Here is a 22,579-nt window from a genome sequence, read left to right on the forward strand (position 1 = left end):
TTGGCGTCCCTCGCACCGACCACGGCAGGAGGACGTCACGATGACCGCCACGACAGGCGCGACCCAGTCGGCCCACCCCGAGCGCCCGGGCAGGTCGGATGGGGTCTGCAGTGAGTTCACCGTCTTCACCAGGATCAAACCGGGCCATGCGGATGCGCTGCGCAGGGACCTCGCGACGCTCGCCGACGCGGCGCACGACGAGAGCGCCCATGCGGCGGTGCGCCAGATCGGTACCCTGCACGACGCACGGCACGTGATCTTCGACGACGACACCCGGTTCATGTTCGCCAGCGTTTTCGACGGCTCCTGGGACACCTACATCGACGACTTCGCCCAGACGGTGGTCGGGTCCCGCTTCGACAAGATCTTCTCGCACAGCGAAGGGTTCCCCGGCGTCGCCGATCCGGGGGTGAAGGACTGGTTCGTCGCCCACCAGGAGCCCGCGAGGGTCTTCGTCAGCGCCTACCCCGACCTCACCGTCCAGCAGATCTACAAGGACCACCGCGTGGACGACGCGTTCCAGGAGGTACTGGACACCCCCCAGTTCCGGGCCGCGCTGGACAACCCGGCCAATGCCGAATTGGTGGCCACGCCGGCCTTCCAGAAGCTGCTGGAGGAAGCCTCGGCCTAGCACCCGGACACGGCCAACCGCCGGAGCCCGCCCAGCACCGGCGGACCGAGTCGGCCGGTGCGATCCGGCCGTCGCCGGGCTGTCCGGGCGAAGACAGATGCAGGGACAAGAGACAGATGTGGAGAGGGCACAAGCAACCATGAACACAGCGGACAGCGGCAGCGCGGCGGGCGTGCGCGTCGAGATCGACGACGTCCAGAGCGGGGCCCTGCGGCCACGGCCCGTGCCCTACGAGGGCAGGTTCGTCTTCCTGCGCGTGGACGACCGCCACGCCGGGCGCGCCCTGCTGCGCCGGCTGCTCCCGGTGACCTCCGGCGGTCTGCCCGGCGTGGACCCGGGCCGGGACGCCTGGGTGACCGTGGCGTTCACCCACCAGGGGCTGAGGGCCCTGGGGGTGCCCCAGGAGTCGCTGGACAGCTTTCCGCGGGCGTTCCGTGAGGGCATGGCCGCTCGGGCCGGGCTGATCGGCGACGTGGGCGAGAGTGCACCGGCCCACTGGGAGGCGCCGTTCGGCACCGGTGAGGTCCACATCGCGTTGAGCGCCCTCTCCTCCGACCCCGCGCAGTTGGAGAGGGAGCTGGGTCGGGCCCGTGTCGCCTACGAGGACACGCCCGGTGTCCGGGTGATCTGGCAGCAGGAGGTCCACCAGCTCCCGACCGGGCGCACCACCTTCGGCTTCCGTGACGGCATCAGCCATCCGAACATCGAGGGCGTCGGGCTGCCCGGCTCCAACCCGCAGGAAGCCCCGATCAAGGCCGGCGAGTTCATCCTCGGCTACCCCGACGAGACCGGCGGCCTGCCGCCGGTGCCCAGCCCCGACGTCCTGGGGCGCAACGGGACCTACGTGGCCGTTCGCAAGATCCACACCAACGTGGCGGCCTGGCGCCGGTACCTGCGGGCGAACAGCTCCAGCGCCGAGGAGGAGGCGCTGCTGGCGGCGAAGATGGTCGGGCGCTGGCCGAGCGGGGCGCCGCTGACGCTGACGCCGGAGCACGACGATCCGGAGTTGGCGGCCGATCCGCGCCGTGTCAACGACTTCCTGTACCGGGAGAACGACGATCGCGGCTTCCGGTGCCCGGCCGGTGCGCACATCCGGCGCACCAACCCCCGCGATTCCACCATCATCGGCGACGCGCGGATGCACCGGCTCATCCGTCGCGGCACCACCTACGGCCCGCCGCTGCCCGAGGGCGTGCTGGAGGACGACGGCGCCGAGCGCGGCCTGGTCGGGGTGTTCATGGGGGCCCATCTGGAGCGGCAGTTCGAGTTCATCAAGGCCGAGTGGGTCAACGACGGCAACTTCATCGGCTACCCCGGCGAGAAGGACCCGGTGGCCGGGCACCACGGCGGAACCGGCAGCATCACCATCCCGGAGAAGCCGGTCCGGCGTCGCCTGAGGAACCTGCCCAGCTTCGTGGTCACCCGCGGCGGCGAGTACTGCTTCCTGCCGGGTCTGCGGGCCCTGCGCTGGCTCGCCGAACTGGAGGGCTGAGGGCGGTTCCCACTCCCTGAGGTCCGGTCGCGCTCTCCGAGGAGAGGTCGCAGTCATGACAGCACAGTTCGTCCGCTACACGCCCGACGTCGAAGTCGACGACCCGCACTTCGACCGCGACGTGCAGACGGTGATCGAGAAGACCGAGAGCTACATCGCCGAGTCGGTCGAGGCCGGCGGCACCGGGCGGGCCCTGCGCGATGCCCACGCCAAGGGCTACGGGCTGGTCCGGGGGGAGGTGGAGATCCTGGACGGGCTGCCCCCCGAGTACGCCCAGGGGATCTACGCGACCGCGGGGACCCACGACGCGCTGATCCGCTTCTCCAACGGCTCGCCGCACGCCGGGGCCGACGCGCGACTGGGTGCCGCCACCGGACTGGCGCTGAAGATGTTCGACATCCCCGGCCCGACCCTGCTGGAGGACGAACCGGACACGGGCACGTTCGACTACGCCAACATCAACGGGCCGGTCTTCTTCTGCAACACGGTCGCGCACTACCTGTTCATCCAGGACCTGTTCCTGAACGCGCCGGCGTACTTCTCCCAGGGCCGACCCGGCGCGCACCGGTTCTTCACCGAGTTCGTGACCGGAAAGGGAACGCTGGACCAGGAGGACTGGGCCTGGGACGAGTTCCTGGCCTTCCTGCGCCTGTCGAAGACGCCTCCGGCGAACCTGCTGCTGTCCAGCTACTGGACGATGGGCGCGGTCCGGCACGGGGACTACATCGCCAAGGTGCGCATCACCCCCGACCCGGCCTCCGCCGCCGCGGTGGTCCGGCGCACCGTCGACCCGGCCTCGGGGGCGGAGTTCTTCCGGCCGGCCCTGCAGGCCGAGCTCCAGGAGCGGCCCTACGCCTTCGACATCCAGGTCCAGCTCTGCACCGACCTGGAGCGCATGCCGGTGGAGGACACCACCGTGGAGTGGTCCGAGCGGCTCTCGCCGTCCGTCACCGTGGCGAAGCTGCGGCTGCCGCAGCAGGACATCTCCGGCCCGGAGAACCTGGAGAGGATGGACCCGCTGTCCTTCACGCCCTGGCGGGTCACCGCCGAGCACGCGCCCCTGGGCAACATCATGCGGGCCCGCAAGGAGGTCTACCGGCGGTCCTCCATCGCGCGCCACCAGCTCAACCGGCAGCCGCGCTCGGAGCCCCGCAGCGCCGACGACGTACTCGGCGCCTGACCCGGCCCGCCACCGCGACGGTGCGCCGACCGGGGCGGTCGGCCCTGACAGCCCGCTGCCGCCGACGTGCCAGGGCCCGGCCGGTCACTTCAGGGTGACGATCTTGCGCATGCCCAGGTCGGCGTTCGGGACGCCCGTCCGCTCGTCGGGAATCATGCAGAGCAGGACGTACCGTCCGGGCTGCAGGCCGTGGGCCTGCACGGAGGCGGTGCGGTCACCGGACATCGCGCCGAGGCCGGTGGCCGGCCCGGTGAACGGGGACCGGACCGGCAGGTCGCCCAGCGCGACGTCCCGCAGGTACTGTCCGATCTGCTCGTCGGTGGTGTCCGCACCGATCGGCCGCAGCTGCATCTCGTGGATCTGCTCGGACCCGTCGTGCACCAGGTAGGCCAGGTGCGCGTGGTCGACGTCCTCGGTCTGGAAACGCGGCCCATCGGCCGTGTCCTTCTCGATCACGATGCCGTCGTCGAAGCGGACCTGGTTGTCGCTCTGACCGTTCGTACCGACCAGGTTCAGTTTCCTGGAGACCGGGTGGGCCGGGTCGGCCCGGAACGCGGTGAGGTCCAGCAGGTAGACCGGCCCGGGGCCGACCTCCTCGGTGAACTGCTCGTGCACCTGTGAGGTGACCAGCGCCCCGCCCAGCAGCTCCGCCTCACCGTTCACCGCCCGGATCCCGGTGCGCGCGGTGGCCGGCGACGGGCTGACCGCGTCGGCGAGGTCCCGGAGGACCTGGTCGATGGTCACTCCCTCGTGCGGACGCAGCAGCTGCAGCTGCCGGCCGTTCGGGTCGTCCGTCTTGACCCGGAAACTGACCAGGCCGCCCTTCGCGGTGTCCGGTGCCTGCAGGCCGGAGGCTCCGATGCTCACCTCGATGGGGTGGTCCTCCGGCGAGGCGGCGCCGGCCGTACCGCCCGCACCGACGCTCGTCGCCAGGGCGAGGGCCGAGACGGTCACCGTCCGTACCACGCGCGCGAACACGTGCTCCACCATGAAGAATCCTTTCTGTGGGTGGCATCCGGCGCGGAACATCCCCCACCGCGCGCGGCAGACCACGCCCCGCACCGGAAGGCGACCGGTTCGGACCATCGGGCAGCGGGGCCCGGTCACCGATGGCGACGGTGGCGGCGGAGGTGAGCCGGGGGCCGGGCGGATCGTTGCGGTCCTGTTGCGCAGGCAGTGGCGCAGCTCATAGGCGTTGCGGGTGGTTCGTGATCGCATCGGCTGATGCATCAGTTCGAGAACGCCGGGAATCACCTGACGGCCCGCCGGCCGACTGCCGCAGTCGCGGTGGTCGCGGTCTGCGCGACCCTGCTCGTGGGCTGCGCAGACGGGACGACGGGAAGTTCGGCGGCCTCCGGCAGTGCCGGTCCGTGCGGGGAGCCGTTGCCGTCGGCGTCCCGCAACGGGCAGGCGTCGCCCGGGCTCGCGCAGGGCGGGGTGCGGATCACGGCCGCCGGTGCGGCCTGCGCCGAGTACGAGGTGACCAATCCGGGGGACGAGACCTCCGATGTCACAGCGGTGTTCAGCCGGCTCTCGGCGGCCGGAGGTGCGCTGGACAACGTGACGCAGGTCGTCACCTCGCTCGCTCCGGGGGCCACCTCGAAGGGGCGGATCGAGCTGGACGGGCACGGGCAGGCACGGTCGGGCGCCGGACCGCTGGTGAAGATCGTCCAGGTCCGCAGTGTGCCCAGCGCCGAGGCCTCGCGGCCGGGCGGGCCCTGCCCGGCCTCGGGCCTGCGGCTGTACGCGGACGACGGCGACGCCGCGATGGGCCTGCGCGCGGTCGGTCTGCACCTGCGCAACTGCGGGACGTCCGCGGTGTCCGTCAACGGCTACCCGAAGCTGCAGCTGCTCGACGTGGAGCACCGGCCGGTCGACGGGGTGCGCTTCCTGTCCGGCGGCGCCGGGATCGCCGGCGGCACCGGCGCGGACGACCCGCCGCAGGAGATCGTGCTGCGCCCCGGGGAGGGCGCCCGTTCCACGCTGGTGTGGCGCAACACCGTGGAGTCGGGCAGCCCGGTGAACGCCCCGTACGTGCGGGTCCGGGCCACCCCTGACGCGGCCCCGGTGATGGTCGTCCCGGAGATCGACCTGGGTACCACGGGGCGGCTCGGCGTCGGCGCCTGGGCGAGGGAGGACAGCCGTCCGTGAGCGGGGCGTCCGGGCGGGGCGCCGGTGGCTCTCCCCCGCGTGTTCTCGTGCGGGGAGAATTTTCCACGGAAAATTCTGGTCACCGGCGGCCCCGCCCGGGGGCGGTCCGTCAGCCCGGCCGGTCCGTCAGGTGCCGGGCCAGGTCGTTCACCAGGGTGTCGAGCCAGGAGCGCACGGTGTCCGGGTCGAACAGGTCGGCGTCGTACTCGGCCAGGCCCGCGTAGCCGTCCGCGTCCGGGGTGAGGACCAGCAGGAGGTCGGAGCGGGCCGAGGGGCCCGGCACGTCCTCGACCTCGGCGGTCAGGCCGGGGAGGTCGAGGACGGCGGGCGGGGTGCTCTGCACGGTGAGCAGGACCTGCGGGTAGGCGTCCGGCAGCCGGACGCCGCGTTCGCGCAGCGGTTCGACCAGCAGGCCGAAGGGGACGGTGGCGTGGTCGAGGGCGGTGGCGATCGCCGTCGCGGCCATGTCGACCGACGCCCCGAACCCGCCCGGGGAGCGGGTGGGCAGCCGGACCGGGAGGCCGAAGGTGAGCAGGCCGACGACCCCTTCGTCGGCCGGCCGGGTGCGGTTGGCGTGGGAGAGCACCACCAGGGTCTCCGCCGCCCCGCTCAGCTCGCCCAGCAGCCGTGCGAAGGCGGCGAGCAGGACGGCCGAGGCGGTGGTGGAGCGGGCGGCGGCGTAGCGGCCCACCGCCTCGGCCAGAGCCGCGGGGAGGCGGAAGGCGGCCGTGGCGCCCCGCCCGGAGCGCTGTGCGGGGCGGGGGCGCGCGGTGGGCAGCTCCGCCGCCGACGCGACGCCGTCCAGGGTCTTGGCCCAGTGGTCGGCGGCCTCGGCGACGGCGGCGCGGGTGACCACGGTCCGCTCCCAGCAGGCGTGGTCGGTCATCCGGCCCGGGTCCTCCGGCAGCCGCCCGTCCGGGCGGTACAGCGCGCCCAGGTCGGCCAGCAGGGTCGCCAACGACCATCCGTCGACCGCGATGTGATGGAGCGTCAGCAACAGCACCCACGCGTCGTCGGCGGGCCGCAGCAGCCGGGCGCGCAGCAGCGGGGCCGCGGCCAGGTCGAAGGGGCGGTCGCTCTCGGCCCGGGCGGCCTCGGCGAGCGCCGCGTCCCGCGCCCCGGGCGTGAGCACGCGCAGGTCGGCGACCGGGAGCTGCACCGGGGCGTTCGGCCGCACCTGTTGGAGCAGGCCCAGGTCGGTGTCCCGGTAGCTGGTGCGCAGGCTCTCGTGGCGCCCGGTCAGCGCCGTCAGCGCGGCGGCCAGCCGCTCGGGCTCCAGCGGCCCGCGCAGGGCGATCCGCTGGGTGATGTTCCACACCGCCGGGTCCGCCGCCCGGTCGTGCGCCCGGTGCATCCGGCGCTGCGCCACCCCGGCGGGCGCGGCGGCGAGGGCCGTGCCGGAGTCGGTCAGGGTGGCCAGCAGCCGTTCCCGGTGGGCCCGGACGAGCCCGGTGGCCTCCTCGTCGAGCGCGCCGGGCGGGGCGAGGTAGCCGAGCCGGTCGCCGGTGGTGCGCAGGACGATCTCGCGTTCGTCGAGCAGCCGGACGAGCCGCTGCCAGCCGTCGTCGACGGGGGTCACAGCGTGCCCTCCTCGTAGGCCGGGGCCTGACGGTCCTCGGTCTGCGGCTGCTGGGCGGCCATGGCGCGGATGGTCGGGCGGCGGAAGAAGTCCAGGACGCCGGTCCGGATCCCGGTGGCCTCGCGGACCCGGTTCAGCAGCCGGGTGGCGGCCAGCGAGTGCCCGCCGAGGTCGAAGAAGGAGGTCTCCACGCCTGCGGGGCGGCCGAGTTCCTCCTCCCACAGCCGTTGCACGGTGCGTTCCAGTTCGGTGGCCGGGGCGACGGCGGCCCGGCCCGCGCCCAGCGGCAGCGGCTCCGGCAGAGCAGCCACGTCGAGCTTGCCGTGCGCGGTGAAGGGCAGTGCCGCGACCGCGGCCCACAGCCCCGGCACCATGTGCTCGGGCAGCAGGTCGGCCAGGTGGTCGCGGACCCTGGGCAGTTCGGCGGCGGCGCACTGCACGTACCCGGCCAGCGTGGTGCCCGTCTCGGTGCGGCGGCCCGTCACGGCCGCGCCGCGCACGCCCGGGACGGAGCGCAGCACGGTCTCGACCTCGCCCGGCTCGATCCGGTAGCCGCGCACCTTGACCTGGCGGTCGGCGCGGCCGAGGTACTCCAGGGTGCCGTCGGGCCGCCAGCGGCCGAGGTCGCCGGTGCGGTAGCGGCGGCCTTCCGGGGTGTCGGTGAAGACGGCGGCGCTCTCCTGCTCGCGGCCGGGGTAGCCGAGCCCGACCTGGACGCCGACCGCGTGGATCTCGCCGACCGCCCCGGGCGGGACGGGGCGCCCGGCGGCGTCCAGCAGCAGGATGCGGGTGCCCGGCACCGGGCGGCCGATCGCCGCGTGGTCCGGTCCGTCCGGGGCGACCTCGCCGGCCGTGACGGCGTGGGTCTCGGTGGGGCCGTAGTGGTTGATCAGCCGGCAGCCGGGGTTGCGGGCGAGGAAGGCCCGCAGCCCGGGGGTGAGCAGCAACTGCTCGCCGCCCGTGATCAGTTCGCGCAGGTGGGGCACCGGTTCGCCGCCGAGGGCGTCGACCAGCGCGGCCAGCGGGGTGTACGGCAGGTGCAGCCGCTCGGCGCGGGTGGCGCGGACCACGGCGGCCAGCGCCGTCACGTCGTAGCGGGTCTCCTCCTCGATCAGCAGCAGGGTGCCGCCGCCGGCCAGCGTGGTCAGCACCTCCTGGACGCTGACGTCGAACCCGCAGGAGGCGTACTGCAGGGTGCGGGCGGCCGGGTGCTCGGCGACGTTCCAGGCGAGCAGCGCGGACAGGCCGAGGGTGTGCATCAGCACGCCCTTGGGGCGGCCGGTGGAGCCGGAGGTGTACAGCAGGTAGGCGGGGGCCTGTGCGGAGGGGGCGGGCAGCGGCGGCAGTTCGGTCCCGGATGCCCCGGTGTCGGCCTCGGCGTCCGTCAGGACCGTCGGCAGGGACAGGCCCATCGGGTCCGTGTCCGAGGCGGTGAGCAGCACGGCCGGCGCGCTGTCCGCGGCGATCAGCCGGCAGCGCTCCGGGCCCTGCAACGGGTCGATCGGCACGTGGACGGCGCCGAGGCGCAGCACGGCCAGCATCGCGGCCACCTGGTCCAGCGAGCGCGGCAGCAGCACGCCCACCCGGCTGCCCTCCCGCACCCCGGCGGCCAGCAGCCGGCCGGCCAGCTCGCCGGCCCGGGCGTGCAGCGCCCGGTAGTCGGTCGCGGTGCCGTCGGCGGCGACCACCGCGAGGGCGTCCGGACGGGCGGCCGCGACGGCGGCCACCGCCGCCAGCGGGTGCGCGGGCGCCGGCTGCGCCTCGGGCCCGCACTCCAGGGCGGGGTCGGCCGGGGTGGCCGTCAGTGCGGCGAGCGGGCGGGCCGGGTCGGCGACGGCGGCGGTGAGCAGCCGCTCGAAGGCGTCGAACAGCCGGTCCACCGTGGCCCGGTCGAACAGGGTCTCGGCGTACTCGACGTGGCAGCGGATGCCGTCCGGCAGGTTGGTGAGGAAGAGCGACAGGTCGAAGGCGGAGCGGTTCACCACGTGGTCGAGCGGGCGGGCCGTCACCCCGGGCAGGTCGAGTTCGAAGACGGCGTGGTTCTCGAACTCGACGAGGACCTGGAAGAGCGGGTTGCGGCTGGTGTCCCGCTGCGGGTTGAGCTCCTGGACCAGGACCTCGAAGGGCAGTTGCTGGTGCTCGTAGGCGTCCAGCGCGCTGGAGCGGACCCGGTCCAGCGCCTCGGCGAAGTCCGGTTCCCCGGACAGGTCCAGACGCAGGGCCAATGTGTTGACGAAGAAGCCGACCAGGTCCTCGGTGCCCTCGGTCCGGTTGGCCACCGGGGTGCCCAGCACCACTTCGTCCTGGCCGCTGTAGCGCTGCAGCACCCCGGCGAAGGCGGTGAGCAGCACCATGAACAGGGTCGAGCGGCGGCTGCGGGCCAAGTCCCGCAAGCCGTCGGAGAGTTCGGCGGGCAGCTGGCGGACGTGGGAGCGGCCCCGGCCGTCCGGCACCGCCGGGCGCGGCCGGTCGGTCGGCAGGGCCAGCACCGGCAGGTCGCCGCCGAGCACCTTGCGCCAGTACGCGAGGCTCTCGTCGTACGCCCCGGCGGCCACCGCGGCCCGCTCCCGGACGGCTTCGGCGGCCGGGGTGGTGGTGAGCACCGGCAGCCGGGCGGGGCGCTGCTCGCGGGCAGCCCGGTACAGCTCGCCCAGTTCCCGGGTGATCACCACGGTGGACAGGGTGTCGATCACGATGTGGTGCATCGACAGCACCAGGACCTGCCGGTCGGGCCCCGTCTCCAGCAGCCGGGCCCGGAACAGCGGGCCTTCGGTCAGGTCGAAGCGGCGGCTGCCCTCGGCGGCGACCAGCGCGGCCACCGCCTCGTGCTCGGGCCCGTCGGCCGCGGCCCGCTCCAGCAGCGGGCCCTCGGGCACCGGGAGCACCTGCTGGAACGGTTCGCCGTCCTGCTCGCGGAAGGCGGTGCGCAGCCCGACGTGGCGTTCGACCAGCGCGCGCAGCGCGGTGTCGAGTGCGGCCGGGTCGAGCGGGCCGTCCAGCTCGATGGCCTTGACCTCGTTGTACTGTCCGGTGTCGGGCAGCATCCGGTGCAGGAACCACATCCGCTGCTGCGCGTAGGACAGCGGGGCGCCGCGCTGGGCGGAGCGGCGCAGGGCGTCGATGTGCGGCATGCCGGAGGCCACCAGGTCGGGGGCGAGTCCGAAGTCGACGAAGCAGGCGATCTCGTCCGCGCCGGCCGCCCGCAGCTCGGCCAGCACGGACTGCACGCTCTCCGGGGTGCCGATCAGCGCGCGGGAGGCGCAGTACCGCTCGTAGGCGCGCTCCAGCACGAACTCCAGGTCCTCCTCGCGGGTGTTCTCGAAGTCCAGGGTCAGGCCGAGGCTGTTGGCCATCTGCCCGAACAGCGAGAGCGAGGAGCGCAGGTAGTGGCAGAACGGGCGGTACGCCTGCTCGCGGGCGGTGGCGAGGTCGGCGCCCAGGTAGGTGTGGACGAGCACGACCACCCGGCCGGCCTCCGGGTCGAGGCCGTGCTCGGCCCGGGTGCGCCGGTAGAGCGCGACGTTCTCGGCGAGCTGGGCGACGTCCTGGGTCATCAGGTTGGTGATGATGCCCAGGTCGTGCCGGGCGGCCTCGCGGAAGCTGTCCGGGTTGCCGACGATCGCGGTGAACATGGGCGGCTGTTCCTGCAGCGGGCGCGGGTGCAGGGTCACCTCGATCGGCTCCCCCTTGCCGTTGCGGCCCCGGTAGGGCTCGCCGCGCCACAGTGCCCGGACGGTGTCGATCTGCTGGTGCATCAGCTCCTTGTGGCCGCCGTAGTTCTCGGGGAAGAACAGGAAGTCGTTGGGGTGCCAGCCGCTGGCGCAGCCCAGGCCGACCCGGCCGCCGGACAGGTTGTCGACCACCGACCACTCCTCGGCCACCCGGACGGGGTGGTGCAGCGGCAGGACCGCGCAGCCCGCGTTGAGCCGGATCCGGGTGGTTTCCCGGGCCAGTGCGGCGGCCAGGACGGAGGGGTTGGGGAAGATCCCGCCGAAGGAGTGGAAGTGGCGCTCGGGCAGCCAGACGGCGTGGAAGTCGTGCCGGTCGGCGAAGCGGGCGCTCTCCAGGACGATGCGGTACTTCTCGTCCTCCGGGGAGTCCAGGGGGTAGTCGCCGAAGAAGTAGAGGCTGAAGTCGACCGGGCGTTGCGGGTCGCTGACCGGGTGGTACGGCGTCCCGGCGGGCTCGGTGCGGCCGGCGACCGTGGTGCTGGTGGTGCCAGCGGTGCCGGTGCTCGTACGGTCGTCCGCCGCGGGCGCCGGGAGTGCGGCCGCCGGGCGCGGGGCCGGGAGCCGTACCCCGGGCGAGGCCGGGAAGAAGCCGCCGCGCCGCAGGTCGCGCAGCGAGTCGCGGACCGCGTCGGCCACGAACTCCAGGTCGCCGTCGGTGTGGGCGGTGGAGAGGAAGAAGTTGCGCCACTCCCACACGTAGACCCCGCGGGTCAGCAGCTGCGGGAAGAGCAGTTCCATGTCCGCCCGCGGCTCGAACCGGAACAGCGAGCCGAAGTGGGCCAGCCGCAGCGGGAACTCCTCCTCCTCGAAGAACCCGTTGAGGGTCGCGGCCAGTTCGTCGGTGCGGGCGTTCAGCCGCTCCTGCAAGCCGGGGCCGGAGGCCTTGAGGTGGCGCAGCACGGCGCCCGCGGCGGTCATCGCCAGCGGGTGCTGGATGTAGGTGCCGCCGAAGAAGGTGGTGTCCTTGGGCGGGTAGCTGTCGTCCCCGTAGTCCCAGTGGCCGCCGTCGATCCCGTCCAGGATGTCGGCGCGTCCGGCGATCGCGCCGATCGGGTAGCCGCCGCCGAGCACCTTGCCGTAGGTGGAGACGTCCGGGGTCACGCCCCAGAAGCCCTCGGCGCCGCGCAGGTGCGGGCGGAAGCCGGTGAGCATCTGGTCGAAGATGAGCACGATGCCGCGGCGGGTGGTCAGTTCGCGCAGCGCGCGGACGAACTCGACCGGCTGGCGCCCCGGGTGGCGGCTCTGGACGGGTTCGACGAGCACGGCGGCGATCCGGTCGCCGAGCTCCTCGATCACCTGGAGGCTCTCCGGGTCGCCGTACCGCAGCACCACGAGGTCGGCGACCGCGCTGCCGGGGATGCCGATCGACACCGGGACGGTCTCCCGGTCGGCGCCGCGGCCCACGGTCCGGCCCAGGGTGTGGTCGAAGTGGCCGTGGTAGGAGCCCTCGAACATGACGATCTTGTCCCGGCCGGTGTACGCGCGGGCCAGCCGGATCGCCCCGGCGTTCGCCTCGGTGCCGGAGTTGGCGAACGCAACCCGCTCGGTGCCGGTCAGCTCCGCCAGCAGTTCGGCGGCCTCGCCGGTCTCCGGGCCGCGCGGGCCCAGCCGCAGTCCGCCGGCCAGGTGCTCGCGGACGGCGTCGGTGACGAACTCCGGGTCGTGGCCGAACAGCAGGACGCCGAAGCCCATGGTGATGTCGACGTACGTGTTGCCGTCGAGGTCCTCCAGGCGGGAGCCCCGGGCCCGGCGGGCGGCGAGCGGGTAGAGCATCTCCTTGGTCGCGGAGCGGAAGCCGACCACGGCGCGGCTGTCCGCGAGGGTGCGCCGGTGGCGGCGGGTGACCGCCTTGGAGGCGGCGGTCCGGGCGGTGAAGCGGGCGACCAGCTCGTCCACGTGGGCGCGCTGCTGGTCGGTCAGGCCGCCGGAGGCCATGCCGGACTCCCGGGAGACGGTCACCCGGGGGCCGTGTACCTGCGGGGTGGGCGGGGTGGCCGGCGCGGGTGCGGGTGCGGGTGCAACGGCGGCCGGGGTGACGGCGGCGACCGCGGGTGCGGCAGGGGCCGGGGTGGCGGCGGGGGTGACGGCCGGCGGCAGGGCGACGGGGGCGGCAGCCCCGGGGAGCGCGGGCGGCGCCGCCCCGGTCCCGGCCAGCAGGCCGAGCTGGTCGCGCATCAGGTCGGAGAACTGGCCGAGCAGGGCGAGCTGGCGCTCGATCAGGCCGGTGCCGTCGGCCACCGGGGCGAGCGCGGGCGGCGGCGCGGGCACGGACGGGACGGGCGGAGCGGGGTGAACGGGCGGAGCAGGGACGGCGGCTGCCGCGACCGCCTGGGGCGGGGGTGCCGGAGCCGGTATCGGTGCCGCCTCCGGGGCGGAGGCAGGGACGGCGGCAGGGATCGCTACCGGAGCCGCTGCCGGCTCGGGCTCGGCGGCCGGTAGCAGCGCCTCCCGGACCGCGGGCTCCAGCCGGCCGGCGATCAGCTCGGCCAGCCGGGCCGGGGTGTCCGCCGCCTCGAACAGTTCGCGCATCGAGACCCGTACCCGGAAGGTCCGCTCCAGGTCCCGGATCATGTTGATCATCGAGAGCGAGTCGGCGCCGAGATCGAAGAAGGGCTCGTCGGCTCCGACCGACCCCTCGTCGTGGCCGAGCTGGCGGGCCGTCTGCTCCAGCACCTGGCGCAGCACGGCCTCCTCGGCCAGCTGCTCGGGGCTCGCTGCGGGTGCCACTGCGACGGGCGCCGATACGGACGCCACTGCGGCGGGCGCCGGGCCGGGCGTCGACGCGGCCTCGGGTACGGCCGACGGCGGAACGGGCTGCTGGGGCGGCGGTGCCTGGTGCATGGCGGAGTCCTCGGTGGTCGGCCGGTCGGGGGCGGTGAACCAGTGGCGGCGGCGCTGGAAGACGGTGGTCGGCAGGGGGACACGGCGGGCCGGGCCGTCCGGCCAGTCGCGGGCGGCGGCGAAGCGTGCCCAGTCGAGCGGGACGCCGTGGGACCACAGCGCGGCGGCCGCGGCACCGAACTGCCGCTCCGGCGGTGCGCCGCGCCGGGCGCCGGCCACGAAGTGGCGGTGCGGCAGTTCCCGCCGGCCCATGCCGGTGAGCGTCGGGTGCGGGCCGAGCTCAAGGAAGAGCTCGTGGCCCTGCCCGTCCAGGGCGGCCAGGACCAGGTCGAAGCGCGCGGTCTCCCGGGTCTGCCGGACGAAGTAGTCGGGCGTGGGCACGGTGCCGGGAGCCAGCACCTCGCCGCCCAGGTTGCTCACCAGCGGTACGGTCAACGGCCGCAGGCGCAGCCGGGCGAGCTGCTCGCGGAACGGGTCGAGCACCGGGTCGAGCAGACGGGAGTGGAAGGCCCGGTCGGTGGCCAGCCGTTCGGTGGTCACGCCGTCGGCGGCCAGCACGGCCTCGGCCGCCGCGATCTCGCGCGGCGCTCCGGCCAGCACGCACTGGCCGGCGCCGTTGACCACGGCCAGCTCCACCCCGGGCAGCCAGTCGCCGAGTGCGGCGAGCCGCTGCGGGCCGGTCATCACCGCCGTCATGGCGCCGGGCTCGGTCGCCCGGTGCATCAGCCGCCCGCGCACCGCGGTGAGGAACATCCCGTCGGCGAGGTCGAGCGCGCCCGCCGCGTGGAAGGCCGCGTACTCGCCGGCGCTGTGCCCGGCGACCGCGGCCGGACGGAGCCCGAGCTCCTGCCAGAGCCGCAGGTAGGCCGCTTGCAGGGCGAACAGCGCGGGCTGCGCCGCCTCGGTGGTCCAGGCGTCGTCGGCGCCCTCGGGCACGGCGTCGAGCAGCAGCGGCAGCAACGGCTCGCCCCAGGCGTCACGGTGCAGCCGGTCGCACTCGTCCAGCACGGCCCGGAAGACCGGGAAGGCGCGGTGGAGTTCGGCGGCCATGCCCCGGTACTGGGCGCCCTGGCCGGTGAAGAGCAGCACCGGCTGCACGTCGCCGCGTCGGGCCTCGCGGTGGACGGGTGCGGCGCCGGAGGTGCGGCCCGCGAGGTGGGCCTCCAGGCCCCGGCGCAGTTCGTCGGGGTCGGCGCCCGTGACGGCGAGGCGGTGGCGCAGCGCGCGGCGGCCGCCGCCGAGGGTGAGCGGCAGGTCGCCGGGGGCGGGGGCGGGCCCGGTGGCCAGCCGGTCGCGGAGCAGGCCGGCCAGGGCGGTCAGGCCCTGCTCGGTGCGGGCGGACAGCGGCAGCACGGTCGGGGCGGGGTGCGGGTCGGCGATGCCGGTTGCGGCCGCCGGCGCCTCCTCCAGCACCAGGTGGGCGTTGGTGCCGCCGACGCCCAGCGCGCTGACGCCAGCCCGGCGCGGGGTGGGGCCGGCCGGCCAGTCCCGGCGCTCGGCGGAGAGCCGGAACGGGCTTCCGTCCAGTTCCAGCGCGGGGTTGGGGCGGCTGAAGTTGACCAGCGGCGGGATCGTGCCGTGCCGCAGCACCAGCAGGGCCTTGATCAGCCCCGCCATTCCCGCGCAGGTGTCCAGGTGGCCGATGTTGGGCTTGACCGAGCCGAGCGAGCAGAAGTCGGCGGCCTCGGTGCGGGCGCGGAACGCCTGGGCCAGCGCCCGGAACTCGATCGGGTCGCCGAGCGGGGTGCCGGTGCCGTGCGCCTCGATGTAGCCGACGCTCTCGGCCGGCACCCCGGCCAGGTCCAGGGCCCGGCCGACCACGGCGGCCTGCCCGTCGACGCTGGGCGCAGTGTAGCCGACCTTGAGCCCGCCGTCGTTGTTGACGGCCGAGGCGAGGATCACGCCGTGCACGGTGTCGCCGTCCGCCAGCGCCCGGTCCAGGCGCTTGAGCAGGACGGCGGCGACGCCGTTGCCGCCGACCGTGCCGCCGGCCGCCGCGTCGAAGGCCCGGCAGGCGCCGTCCGGGGAGAGGATCGACCCCTCCTCGTAGCGGTATCCGGCGGCCTGCGGGGTGTGCAGGGCGGCGGCCCCGGCCAGCGCCAGGTCGCAGTCGCCCGCCAGCAGCGACTGCGCCGCCAGGTGCACCGCGACCAGCGAGGTCGAGCAGGCGGTCTGCACGCCGATCGCCGGCCCGGTCAGGCCCAGCCGGTAGGCGACCCTGGTGGCGGCGAAGTCGGCCTGGTTGCCGATCGCGGTCTGGAGCGCGGCCACCGGCTCGGCCGGGTCGGCGGTGGCGGCCAGGGTGTGCTGGTAGTAGTTGCGCAGCGCGTAGAGGGTCATCCCGGTGCCGGCGAAGACCCCGACCCGGCGGTGCGGGTCGGGGGCGTCGTAGCCGCCGTCCTCCAGGGCCTGGCGGCAGATCTCCAGCAGCAGGCGCTGCTGGGGGTCCATCAGCGCCGCCTCGGTGCCGCTGATGCCGAAGGCCTCGGCGTCGAAGCGGTCGGTGTCGGGGAGCGCGCCGGTCACCGGGACGAAGTCGGGGTGGCGGTACTCCGCCGGGCGCAGGCCGGCCGCCGCCAACTCGTCCTCGGTGAAGCGGGTGGTGCTGCGGACGCCGTCGACGATGTTGCGCCAGTACTGCTCGGGGGTGTCGGCGCCGGGGAAGCGCAGGGCCAGGCCGACGATGGCGACCCGGCGGTCGCCGCCGTCGGGGCCGCCGTCCCGGGCGCCGGGCGCGGCGGTGGCGGCCGGGGAGGCGGTGGGTGCTTCGGCCAGGTGCGCGATCAGGGCGTCCACGGTGGGGTGCCGGAACAGCTCGGTGGGCGCCGGGGGCGTCGGCAGGACGGCGCCGAGTGCGCCGTGCACCCGCATCAACTGCAGTGATCCGATGCCGAGTTCGGCGAGTGGGCGGCCGGGGTCGAGCGGGGTGTCGAGGACGGCCTCGAAGGCGTCCAGGACGGCCCGGCGCAGCTCGGCGGCGGCAGGGGTGGCGGGCCCGGTGGCGGCGGGCACGGTGGCGGCGGACGGCACGGCTGCGGCCGGTGCGGTGGCCCGCTCCTCGGCCGGCCGGCCGACGGGCCGTCCGACGGGCGCTTCGCGGACCGGTCGCGGTGCGGTGGCCAGCAGGCGGCGGCGCGCGGCGGGGGCGCTCGGCTCGGGCCCGGCGTACCAGCGGCCCGGGGCGGCGGCCAGCAGCAGCGAGGCCAGTCGGCGGCCGTGCGCGGCGCTCAGCACGGCGATGCCCCGGTCGGCGGCGGCCTGCTCGTGGTCGGTGGCGCGGTTCATGCCGACCCCGCTCCACAGGCCCCAGGAGATCGTCCAGGCCGGGGCCCCGGTCTCCCGGTGCAGCCGGTCGACGGCGCTCTCCAGGTAGCGGTTGGCGGCGGCGTACGCCGTGGAGCCGACGGCCTCCTGGAAGCCGACCATCGAGGAGAAGCCGACGAACTGGGCGCCGGGCCGCTTCCGGACCAGCTCGACGAGGTGGTCCGTGCCGGTGGTCTTGGCGCGCACCGCCTCGCGCCAGTCGTCGGGGCCGGTGTCGGAGAGCAGCGCGAGCCGGTAGCTGCCGGCGAGGTGGAGCACGCCGTCCAGCGGTGCCTGCCAGTCCCGTTCGGCCTCGGCGACCACCGCCGCCAGCTGCTCGGGGTCCGTCACGTCGGCGCGGCGGTAGTCGACCCGGCCGCCGTAGGAGGAGAGCCGGTGCAGCGCGGCGCGGCGCTCGGCCGCCTCGGTGGTCGGCGCGTCCAGGTCGGTGCGGCCGATCACGAGCAGCCGGGAGCCGTGGTCGCGGAGCAGGCCGGGCAGCAGCTCGGCGGCGATCCCGCCGAGGCCGCCGGTGACCAGGTAGCGGGCGCCGGGGGTGAGCAGCGAGCAGCCCTCGGTTGCGCTTCCGGCCTCGGAGTCGGGGGCAGCGGCGCTCCCCACTCCGGGCCCGCTCACGGACCCGGCCGGTCCCAGCCGGGGCACCCACGGGCGGCCCTCGCGCCAGGCGCACTCCGGCTCCGGCCGGGGCTCGGCCAGCAGGGCGAGCAGCGCGGCGGCCTGCTCGGCGGCCGGTGCGTCCGCCGGCAGGTCGATGTGCCGGGCGGCCGGCACCAGTTGCTCGGCCCGGGCTCCGGCGGTCAGCGCCGCCGTCAACTCCGCGCTCGGGTCAGGTAGTTCACCGGGCAGCACGGCGTGCAGCCCGGCGCTGACGGTGACCAGCTCGCCGATCGGCGGCCGGTCGGCCAACGCCCGCAGCAGGGCGAGCAGCGCCTCGTCCCGCGCAGCGGCGTCCGAGGGCCGCGGTGCGTCCTCGGGCCCAGCGCCCCACAGGTGCACCACCCGCGCGGGGCGCTCCTCGCCGAGCGCCCGCAGCCACTCCCCCGGGTCGGTGGTCGGCGGCCGGTCCACCACCACGGCCTGCGGCAGGGCGGCGCCCAGCGCCTCGGCGAGGGTGCCGGGGCCGGCGGGGCCGAGCAGCAGGGTCGGCCCCGCCGGAGCCCCGTCGACCGGAGCCGTACGGGCCTGCGGCACCGGGCGGGGTTCCCAGGCGAGTCGGCGCACGCAGTCCGGCAGGGTCCGGGAGTTGGCCTCCGCCAGGTCCAGGGCCACGATGTGCTCGTCGAGTTCGCCGTCGAGCAACCGTCGGCGCAGCGCGGTGCGCTGGATCTTGCCGCTGGTGGTGCGCGGGAACTCCGACGGCGGCACGGGCAGCACCAGGGCGGGGGCGGGCTGCCGGCGGGCGGCCAGCAGCCGCCGGACCTCGGCGGCCACGGGCGGCGCGGGGGCGTCCTGGTCGTTCGGCACGTAGGCGACCACCAGTTGCTCGGTGCCGGTGCGGTCGTCCGGGACCCCGAAGGCGGCGACGTGCCCGGAGCGCACCCCCTCCACCGAGGCGACCACGTCCTCCAGCTCGTGGCAGAAGTAGTGCACCCCGTTGACGATGATGATCTCCTTGCGACGGCCGGTGAGCACCACCTCCCCGTCGGCCAGGAAGGCCAGGTCTCCGGTGTCGAACCAGCCGTCGCCGACGAAGGACTCCCGGTCGGCGGCCGGGTTGTTCAGGTAACCGGGGGTCACCCGGCCGGAGTTGACCTGGAGCCGGCCGACCCAGTGCTCGGGCAGGGCCCGGCCGTCCTCGCCCGCCACCCGCATCCGGGTGCCGGGCGCGGGACGCCCCATGCTGAGGAAGCCGGTGCCGCGCTCGTGCGAGGCGGGGTCGGCGGGCTCCAGGCGGCCGGTCAGCGAGTCGGTGCGCACCAGGCGGCGGGCGCCGTCCTCGTGGTAGCGCTTGTAGGTGATCACGGTGCAGGTCTCGGCCATGCCCCAGCCGAGCAGGACGTGGTCCGCGCGGACGCCGAACGGCCCGGTGGCGGCGAGGAATTCGTCCAGCACCGCCTCGGTGCACTGCTCCCCGGCGTTGATCAGCGACTTGAGCGCGGAGAGGTCCCAGTGCCGGCCGGGGCCGGCGGCCCGGACCGCCTCGGCGACCAGCCGGAAGCCGAAGTTGGGCGACCAGGAGTGCGCGCCCCGGTAGCGCTCCAGCGTGTCCAGCCAGACCAGCGGGTCGGCGAGCACCAGTTCGGTGGGCACCTGCACCTGGTCGGCGGCGAGCGCCACGTCCCGCAGGTGGAACATCAGCAGCCCGGCGACGTGGTCCAGCGGCAGCCAGTTGACGGTGACGTCCTCGGGCGAGCTGCCCTGGGAGGTGGCGCCGGCCACGTACTCCAGGATGCCGCGGTGGGTGATCTGCACCGCCTTGGACCGGCCGGTGCTGCCGGAGGACAGCTGGAGGATCGCGACGTCGCCGGGGTCGGGGGCGTGCTCGACGCCGGGCGCGCCGACGCTGTCAAGCGCGGCGCCGGTGCTGTCCGGGGCGGCGCCGGTGTCGGCGGGCCGGTCGACCGCGATGACCCGCAGGCCGGGCGCCGGGTAGAGCTCCCCGAGCCGTGCCAGGCCCGCCACGGCCGGGCCGCAGGCGAGCACCGGCGGCTCCTCCAGGGTCTGCCAGGCGTGCCAGAGCTTCTCCAGGACGGGGTTGCGCTCGTCGTAGGCCGGCGGGCGGGCCACCGTGACCGGCTGCACCCCGCCCAGCAGGCAGGCCCACAGGGTGGGGAAGTAGCGTTCCGGGTCGGGGACTTGGAGGATCACCCGGTCGCCCGCCCGCAGTCCGGCGGAGGTCAGCAGGACGAGGGTCTCCCGGGCCTGCTCCAGCAGTCGGCGGTAGGTCAGCCGGGTCGCCCCGCCGTCGGCCCGGACCAGGTGCAGGCCGCGCCCGGGGTGCCGCTCGGCGGCGCGCAGCAGCGCCTCGGGCAGCGTCCGGGGCGCGTCCGGCGCCGGGTCGGGCAGCGGGGCGCCGACCGCCTCGGTCCCGGTGCCCTCGGGGGCGGCCGTCGGGCCGTCCGGGGCGGGGCCCGCCGTCGTCCCGGTGTCGCCGAACGGCCGCCAGTGCGCGGTGAGTTCGCGCAGGTGGCGCAGGGCGGGCCCGGGCTCGGCGGGCGGCCGGACGGCGGCGGCGGCCAGTGCGGCGCGGTCGGGCTCGCCCTCCGGGGTGCGGACGATGCCGTCCAGGAGGTGCACCTCGGCGCTCGGGTCGGCGTCCAGCAGGGCCGCGGCGGCCCGGCGGCGCAGCGCGGCGGTGTCGGTGTCGGCGGCGGGCACCAGGTAGGCCAGCAGCCCGCGGCGGCCGTCGGCGCGCTCGACCGGCAGCAGCGCGCAGTCGGCGACCTCGGGACGCAGCAGCAGCCGGGCCTCCAGGGCACGCAGCCGGGCGCGGTCGGGACCGGTGGAGCTCATCAGGTACGGCACCTTTCGGATCGGTGCCGGGGCGCGCGGGTACGGACCGCCCCGGGGTACGGAGGGTGAGCGGATCGGGCTGGTGCCTGCGGCGCGGTGGCGCCGGCGGATCCGGTGGCGCGGTGCTTGTGGTGAGGAGCGGTGGGGTGCGTCGGGGTGACTGCGGCGGGGTGGAGGGTTCAGCGTTTGCGGGACCGGGCGACCACGACCAGGAAGCCGAGCGCCAGCACGATCGGGACGGCGTGCGAGACGCCGACCACGGTCAGCGGGCTGAGCAGCGCCAGCAGCGATCCGCTCAGCAGCATCCCGGTGCCCATGCCGACGTTCTCGGCGGAGGTCAGCAACCCGAAGGCCTGGCCGCGCCGTTCGTCGGCGAGGGCCTGGATCCGGGTGGTGTACGAGATCTCGGTGAAGCCGTCGCCGAGGCCGGCGCCGATCGCCGCCAGCAGGAACAGCGGGGTCGGCAGCCCGGTGAAGACCAGGATGAAGCAGCCGGACATCAGACAGGTGCCCAGGGCGAAGGCGCGCTCGCCCGGTTCGATGCCCCGGCGCAGCAGGAGCCGGGAGACCAGTTGCTGGGCGCCGAGGTTGCCGACCGCCCAGGTGGCCCAGAACATGCCCAGCAGCGCGGCCGGGTTGCCGGGAGAGTGCTGGTTGGCGAAGACCGGCAGGCTGATGTTGTGCGCGGCCGAGCCGAAGGCGTCCAGCAGCCGGATCGCCGCCATCGCGCCGACCACCGGGGCGGCCCGCAGGACGATCAGCGCCTGCCACCGGCTCCCGCGCCGCTTCGCCCCTGCGGCGTCAGCGGGATCAGCCGACTCCGTGGCAGGCTGCCCGGCGGGCTCGGCCCGGGTGCGCAGCGGCAGCCGGAACACCACCACCGCGAACACCAGGAAGCTGGACGCGTCGATGAGCAGCGCCGCGCGGAACCCGGCCCAGGCCACCACCACGCCGGCGGAGGCGAAGCCGAGCACCATGGCGGCCGAACGGCAGCTGGCCATCAGGCTGTTGGCACGGGCCCTGCGTTCGGATCCGACCATCTCCGGGATGCTGGTCCGCAGCGCGACGGCGCACACCGCGGCCGCGCCGCCGAAGACCAGCGCGAGCGAGTAGAGCACCGGGATGCGTGCCGGGACCGGCGCGAAGGCCACCACGACCAGGGCCAGCGCCTGGGCCAGCGCGCAGCCCGTCATCAGCCGCCGCCGGTCGGTCCGGGCCACCAGGCGCCCGGAGACCAGCCCGCCGACGAGGCCGCCGGCCAGTCGGATGATCAGGTACCCGGCCGTGCCGAGCGCGTTCCCGGCCGCCTCGTAGGCGAACAGGCTGAGCGCCACCAGGTCGAGCTGGCTCCCGTACGTGGACAGGGCGTCGCCCAGTGCCAGCCGGTAGAACACCCGGGGCAGCTTGTCGGTGGTCTGGTGCGGTACTTGCTGTGCAGTGTCCGGCACCGGTCCCCCAGGCACGCCGTGTCGGTCGGTTCAGTGTGACATTGCACCGCAATCTAGGGGTGGTCCCCGTAGTAGATCAAGGCCTTGATCGCTCACTTGTCCAAAAGATCGCAAATTCGGCCGACCACGAGCCATCTTTCCGGCCAGACTGGCGATTTGGTGCCGGTACGCCCTATCCGCGGGGCCGCCGGGCCCTCCCCGCCGCTTCGGTGAGGGCCCGCAGCGCGGCACGGAGCGCGGCACGGGGCGCGGCCTGGGGGTTACAGCCGGTCGAGCACGCCCCGGAGGGCGTCCATCACGCGCGTACGCCAGCCGCCGCCCATGATCTTGCGGGCCATCATCTGGGCCGGGTCGTCCGGGTCGAACCCTTCGTGGACGAGGAACAGGCGTGTTCCCCGTCCTTCCGGCTCCAGGGTCCAGGTGATCGTCCAGTCGGCGGCGTTGGCAGTGTCAGCGGCGTCGGCGGCGTCGGCGGTGTCGACCGCGTCGGCGGTGGAGGCATCCGCCCACCGGGCGCTGAGCATCCGCCCGGCCTCGAACGCGAGGACCTCGGCCTCCACGGTGCCGGAGAACTCGGTGTTGGGGCGGGGAAGGGCGGCCATCGTGTAGCGGTGGCCGACTTCGAGGCGGAAGTCGCCGGGCATCAGCCACTGGGCGATCAGCTCGGGCTCGGTGAGAGCGCGCCAGACCTTGGCCGGCGGGTGGGCGAGGAACTCGTTGACATCCACCCCGGCGCGGCTGACCAACAC

General features: G+C 75.1%; 9 protein-coding genes. 4 read left to right on the forward strand and 5 right to left on the reverse strand.

The features are described 5' to 3' along the window. The first annotated feature begins 40 nt into the window (after positions 1-40). The 3 genes from OG556_RS34785 to OG556_RS34795 all read left to right on the forward strand — a co-directional run bounded on the left by OG556_RS34785 (position 41) and on the right by OG556_RS34795 (position 3,303). Entirely contained in the window at positions 41-631 is a 591-nt protein-coding gene (locus OG556_RS34785; RefSeq protein ID WP_331743277.1) for a hypothetical protein, read from the forward strand. A gap of 139 nt (positions 632-770) precedes the next feature. Then, positions 771-2,123 (forward strand): Dyp-type peroxidase, encoded by a 1,353-nt coding sequence (locus OG556_RS34790; RefSeq protein ID WP_331743280.1) that lies wholly within the window; start codon positions 771-773, stop codon positions 2,121-2,123. A gap of 55 nt (positions 2,124-2,178) precedes the next feature. After that, positions 2,179-3,303, forward strand: coding sequence for a catalase family protein (locus tag OG556_RS34795; RefSeq protein WP_331743283.1), 1,125 nt, complete (start codon positions 2,179-2,181; stop codon positions 3,301-3,303). Positions 3,304-3,387: 84 nt separating this feature from the next. Here OG556_RS34795 and OG556_RS34800 read toward each other — a convergent pair whose 3' ends face one another. Then, entirely contained in the window at positions 3,388-4,293 is a 906-nt protein-coding gene (locus tag OG556_RS34800; RefSeq protein WP_331743285.1) for a hypothetical protein, read from the reverse strand. A 234-nt stretch (positions 4,294-4,527) separates the two neighbouring features. Between OG556_RS34800 and OG556_RS34805 the strand changes: the two genes are divergently transcribed. Beyond that, entirely contained in the window at positions 4,528-5,454 is a 927-nt protein-coding gene (locus tag OG556_RS34805) for a DUF4232 domain-containing protein (RefSeq protein ID WP_331743286.1), read from the forward strand. Positions 5,455-5,563: 109 nt separating this feature from the next. Here the strand turns inward: OG556_RS34805 and OG556_RS34810 are convergent, their stop codons facing one another. From OG556_RS34810 to OG556_RS34825, 4 genes are all read right to left on the reverse strand, one after another. Continuing rightward, positions 5,564-7,033: a condensation domain-containing protein gene (locus OG556_RS34810; RefSeq protein ID WP_331743288.1), complete on the reverse strand. Its 1,470-nt coding sequence runs from the start codon at positions 7,031-7,033 to the stop codon at positions 5,564-5,566. Next, a complete protein-coding gene (locus OG556_RS34815; protein ID WP_331743290.1) occupies positions 7,030-20,382 on the reverse strand; it encodes a non-ribosomal peptide synthetase/type I polyketide synthase in 13,353 nt (4,450 codons plus the stop codon). Before OG556_RS34815 ends, OG556_RS34810 begins: the two co-directional genes overlap by 4 nt. Positions 20,383-20,561: 179 nt before the next feature. Then, positions 20,562-21,830: an MFS transporter gene (locus OG556_RS34820; protein WP_331743292.1), complete on the reverse strand. Its 1,269-nt coding sequence runs from the start codon at positions 21,828-21,830 to the stop codon at positions 20,562-20,564. A gap of 260 nt (positions 21,831-22,090) precedes the next feature. Next, positions 22,091-22,579 carry an SRPBCC domain-containing protein gene (locus OG556_RS34825; protein ID WP_331743294.1) on the reverse strand — a complete coding sequence of 163 codons (489 nt, stop codon included), beginning with the start codon at positions 22,577-22,579 and terminating at the stop codon, positions 22,091-22,093.

This window comes from Kitasatospora sp. NBC_01300 (assembly GCF_041435235.1).
Taxonomy (GTDB): Bacteria; Actinomycetota; Actinomycetes; order Streptomycetales; family Streptomycetaceae; genus Kitasatospora.

What these genes read in the sequence shown, in the direction of transcription:
- OG556_RS34795 (WP_331743283.1), top strand. Translation starts at nt 2,179, where the DNA reads ATGACAGCACAGTTCGTCCGCTACACGCCCGACGTCGAAGTCGACGAC.
- OG556_RS34815 (WP_331743290.1), bottom strand. Translation starts at nt 20,382, where the DNA reads ATGAGCTCCACCGGTCCCGACCGCGCCCGGCTGCGTGCCCTGGAGGCC.
- OG556_RS34800 (WP_331743285.1), bottom strand. Translation starts at nt 4,293, where the DNA reads ATGGTGGAGCACGTGTTCGCGCGCGTGGTACGGACGGTGACCGTCTCG.
- OG556_RS34805 (WP_331743286.1), top strand. Translation starts at nt 4,528, where the DNA reads ATGCATCAGTTCGAGAACGCCGGGAATCACCTGACGGCCCGCCGGCCG.
- OG556_RS34785 (WP_331743277.1), top strand. Translation starts at nt 41, where the DNA reads ATGACCGCCACGACAGGCGCGACCCAGTCGGCCCACCCCGAGCGCCCG.
- OG556_RS34790 (WP_331743280.1), top strand. Translation starts at nt 771, where the DNA reads ATGAACACAGCGGACAGCGGCAGCGCGGCGGGCGTGCGCGTCGAGATC.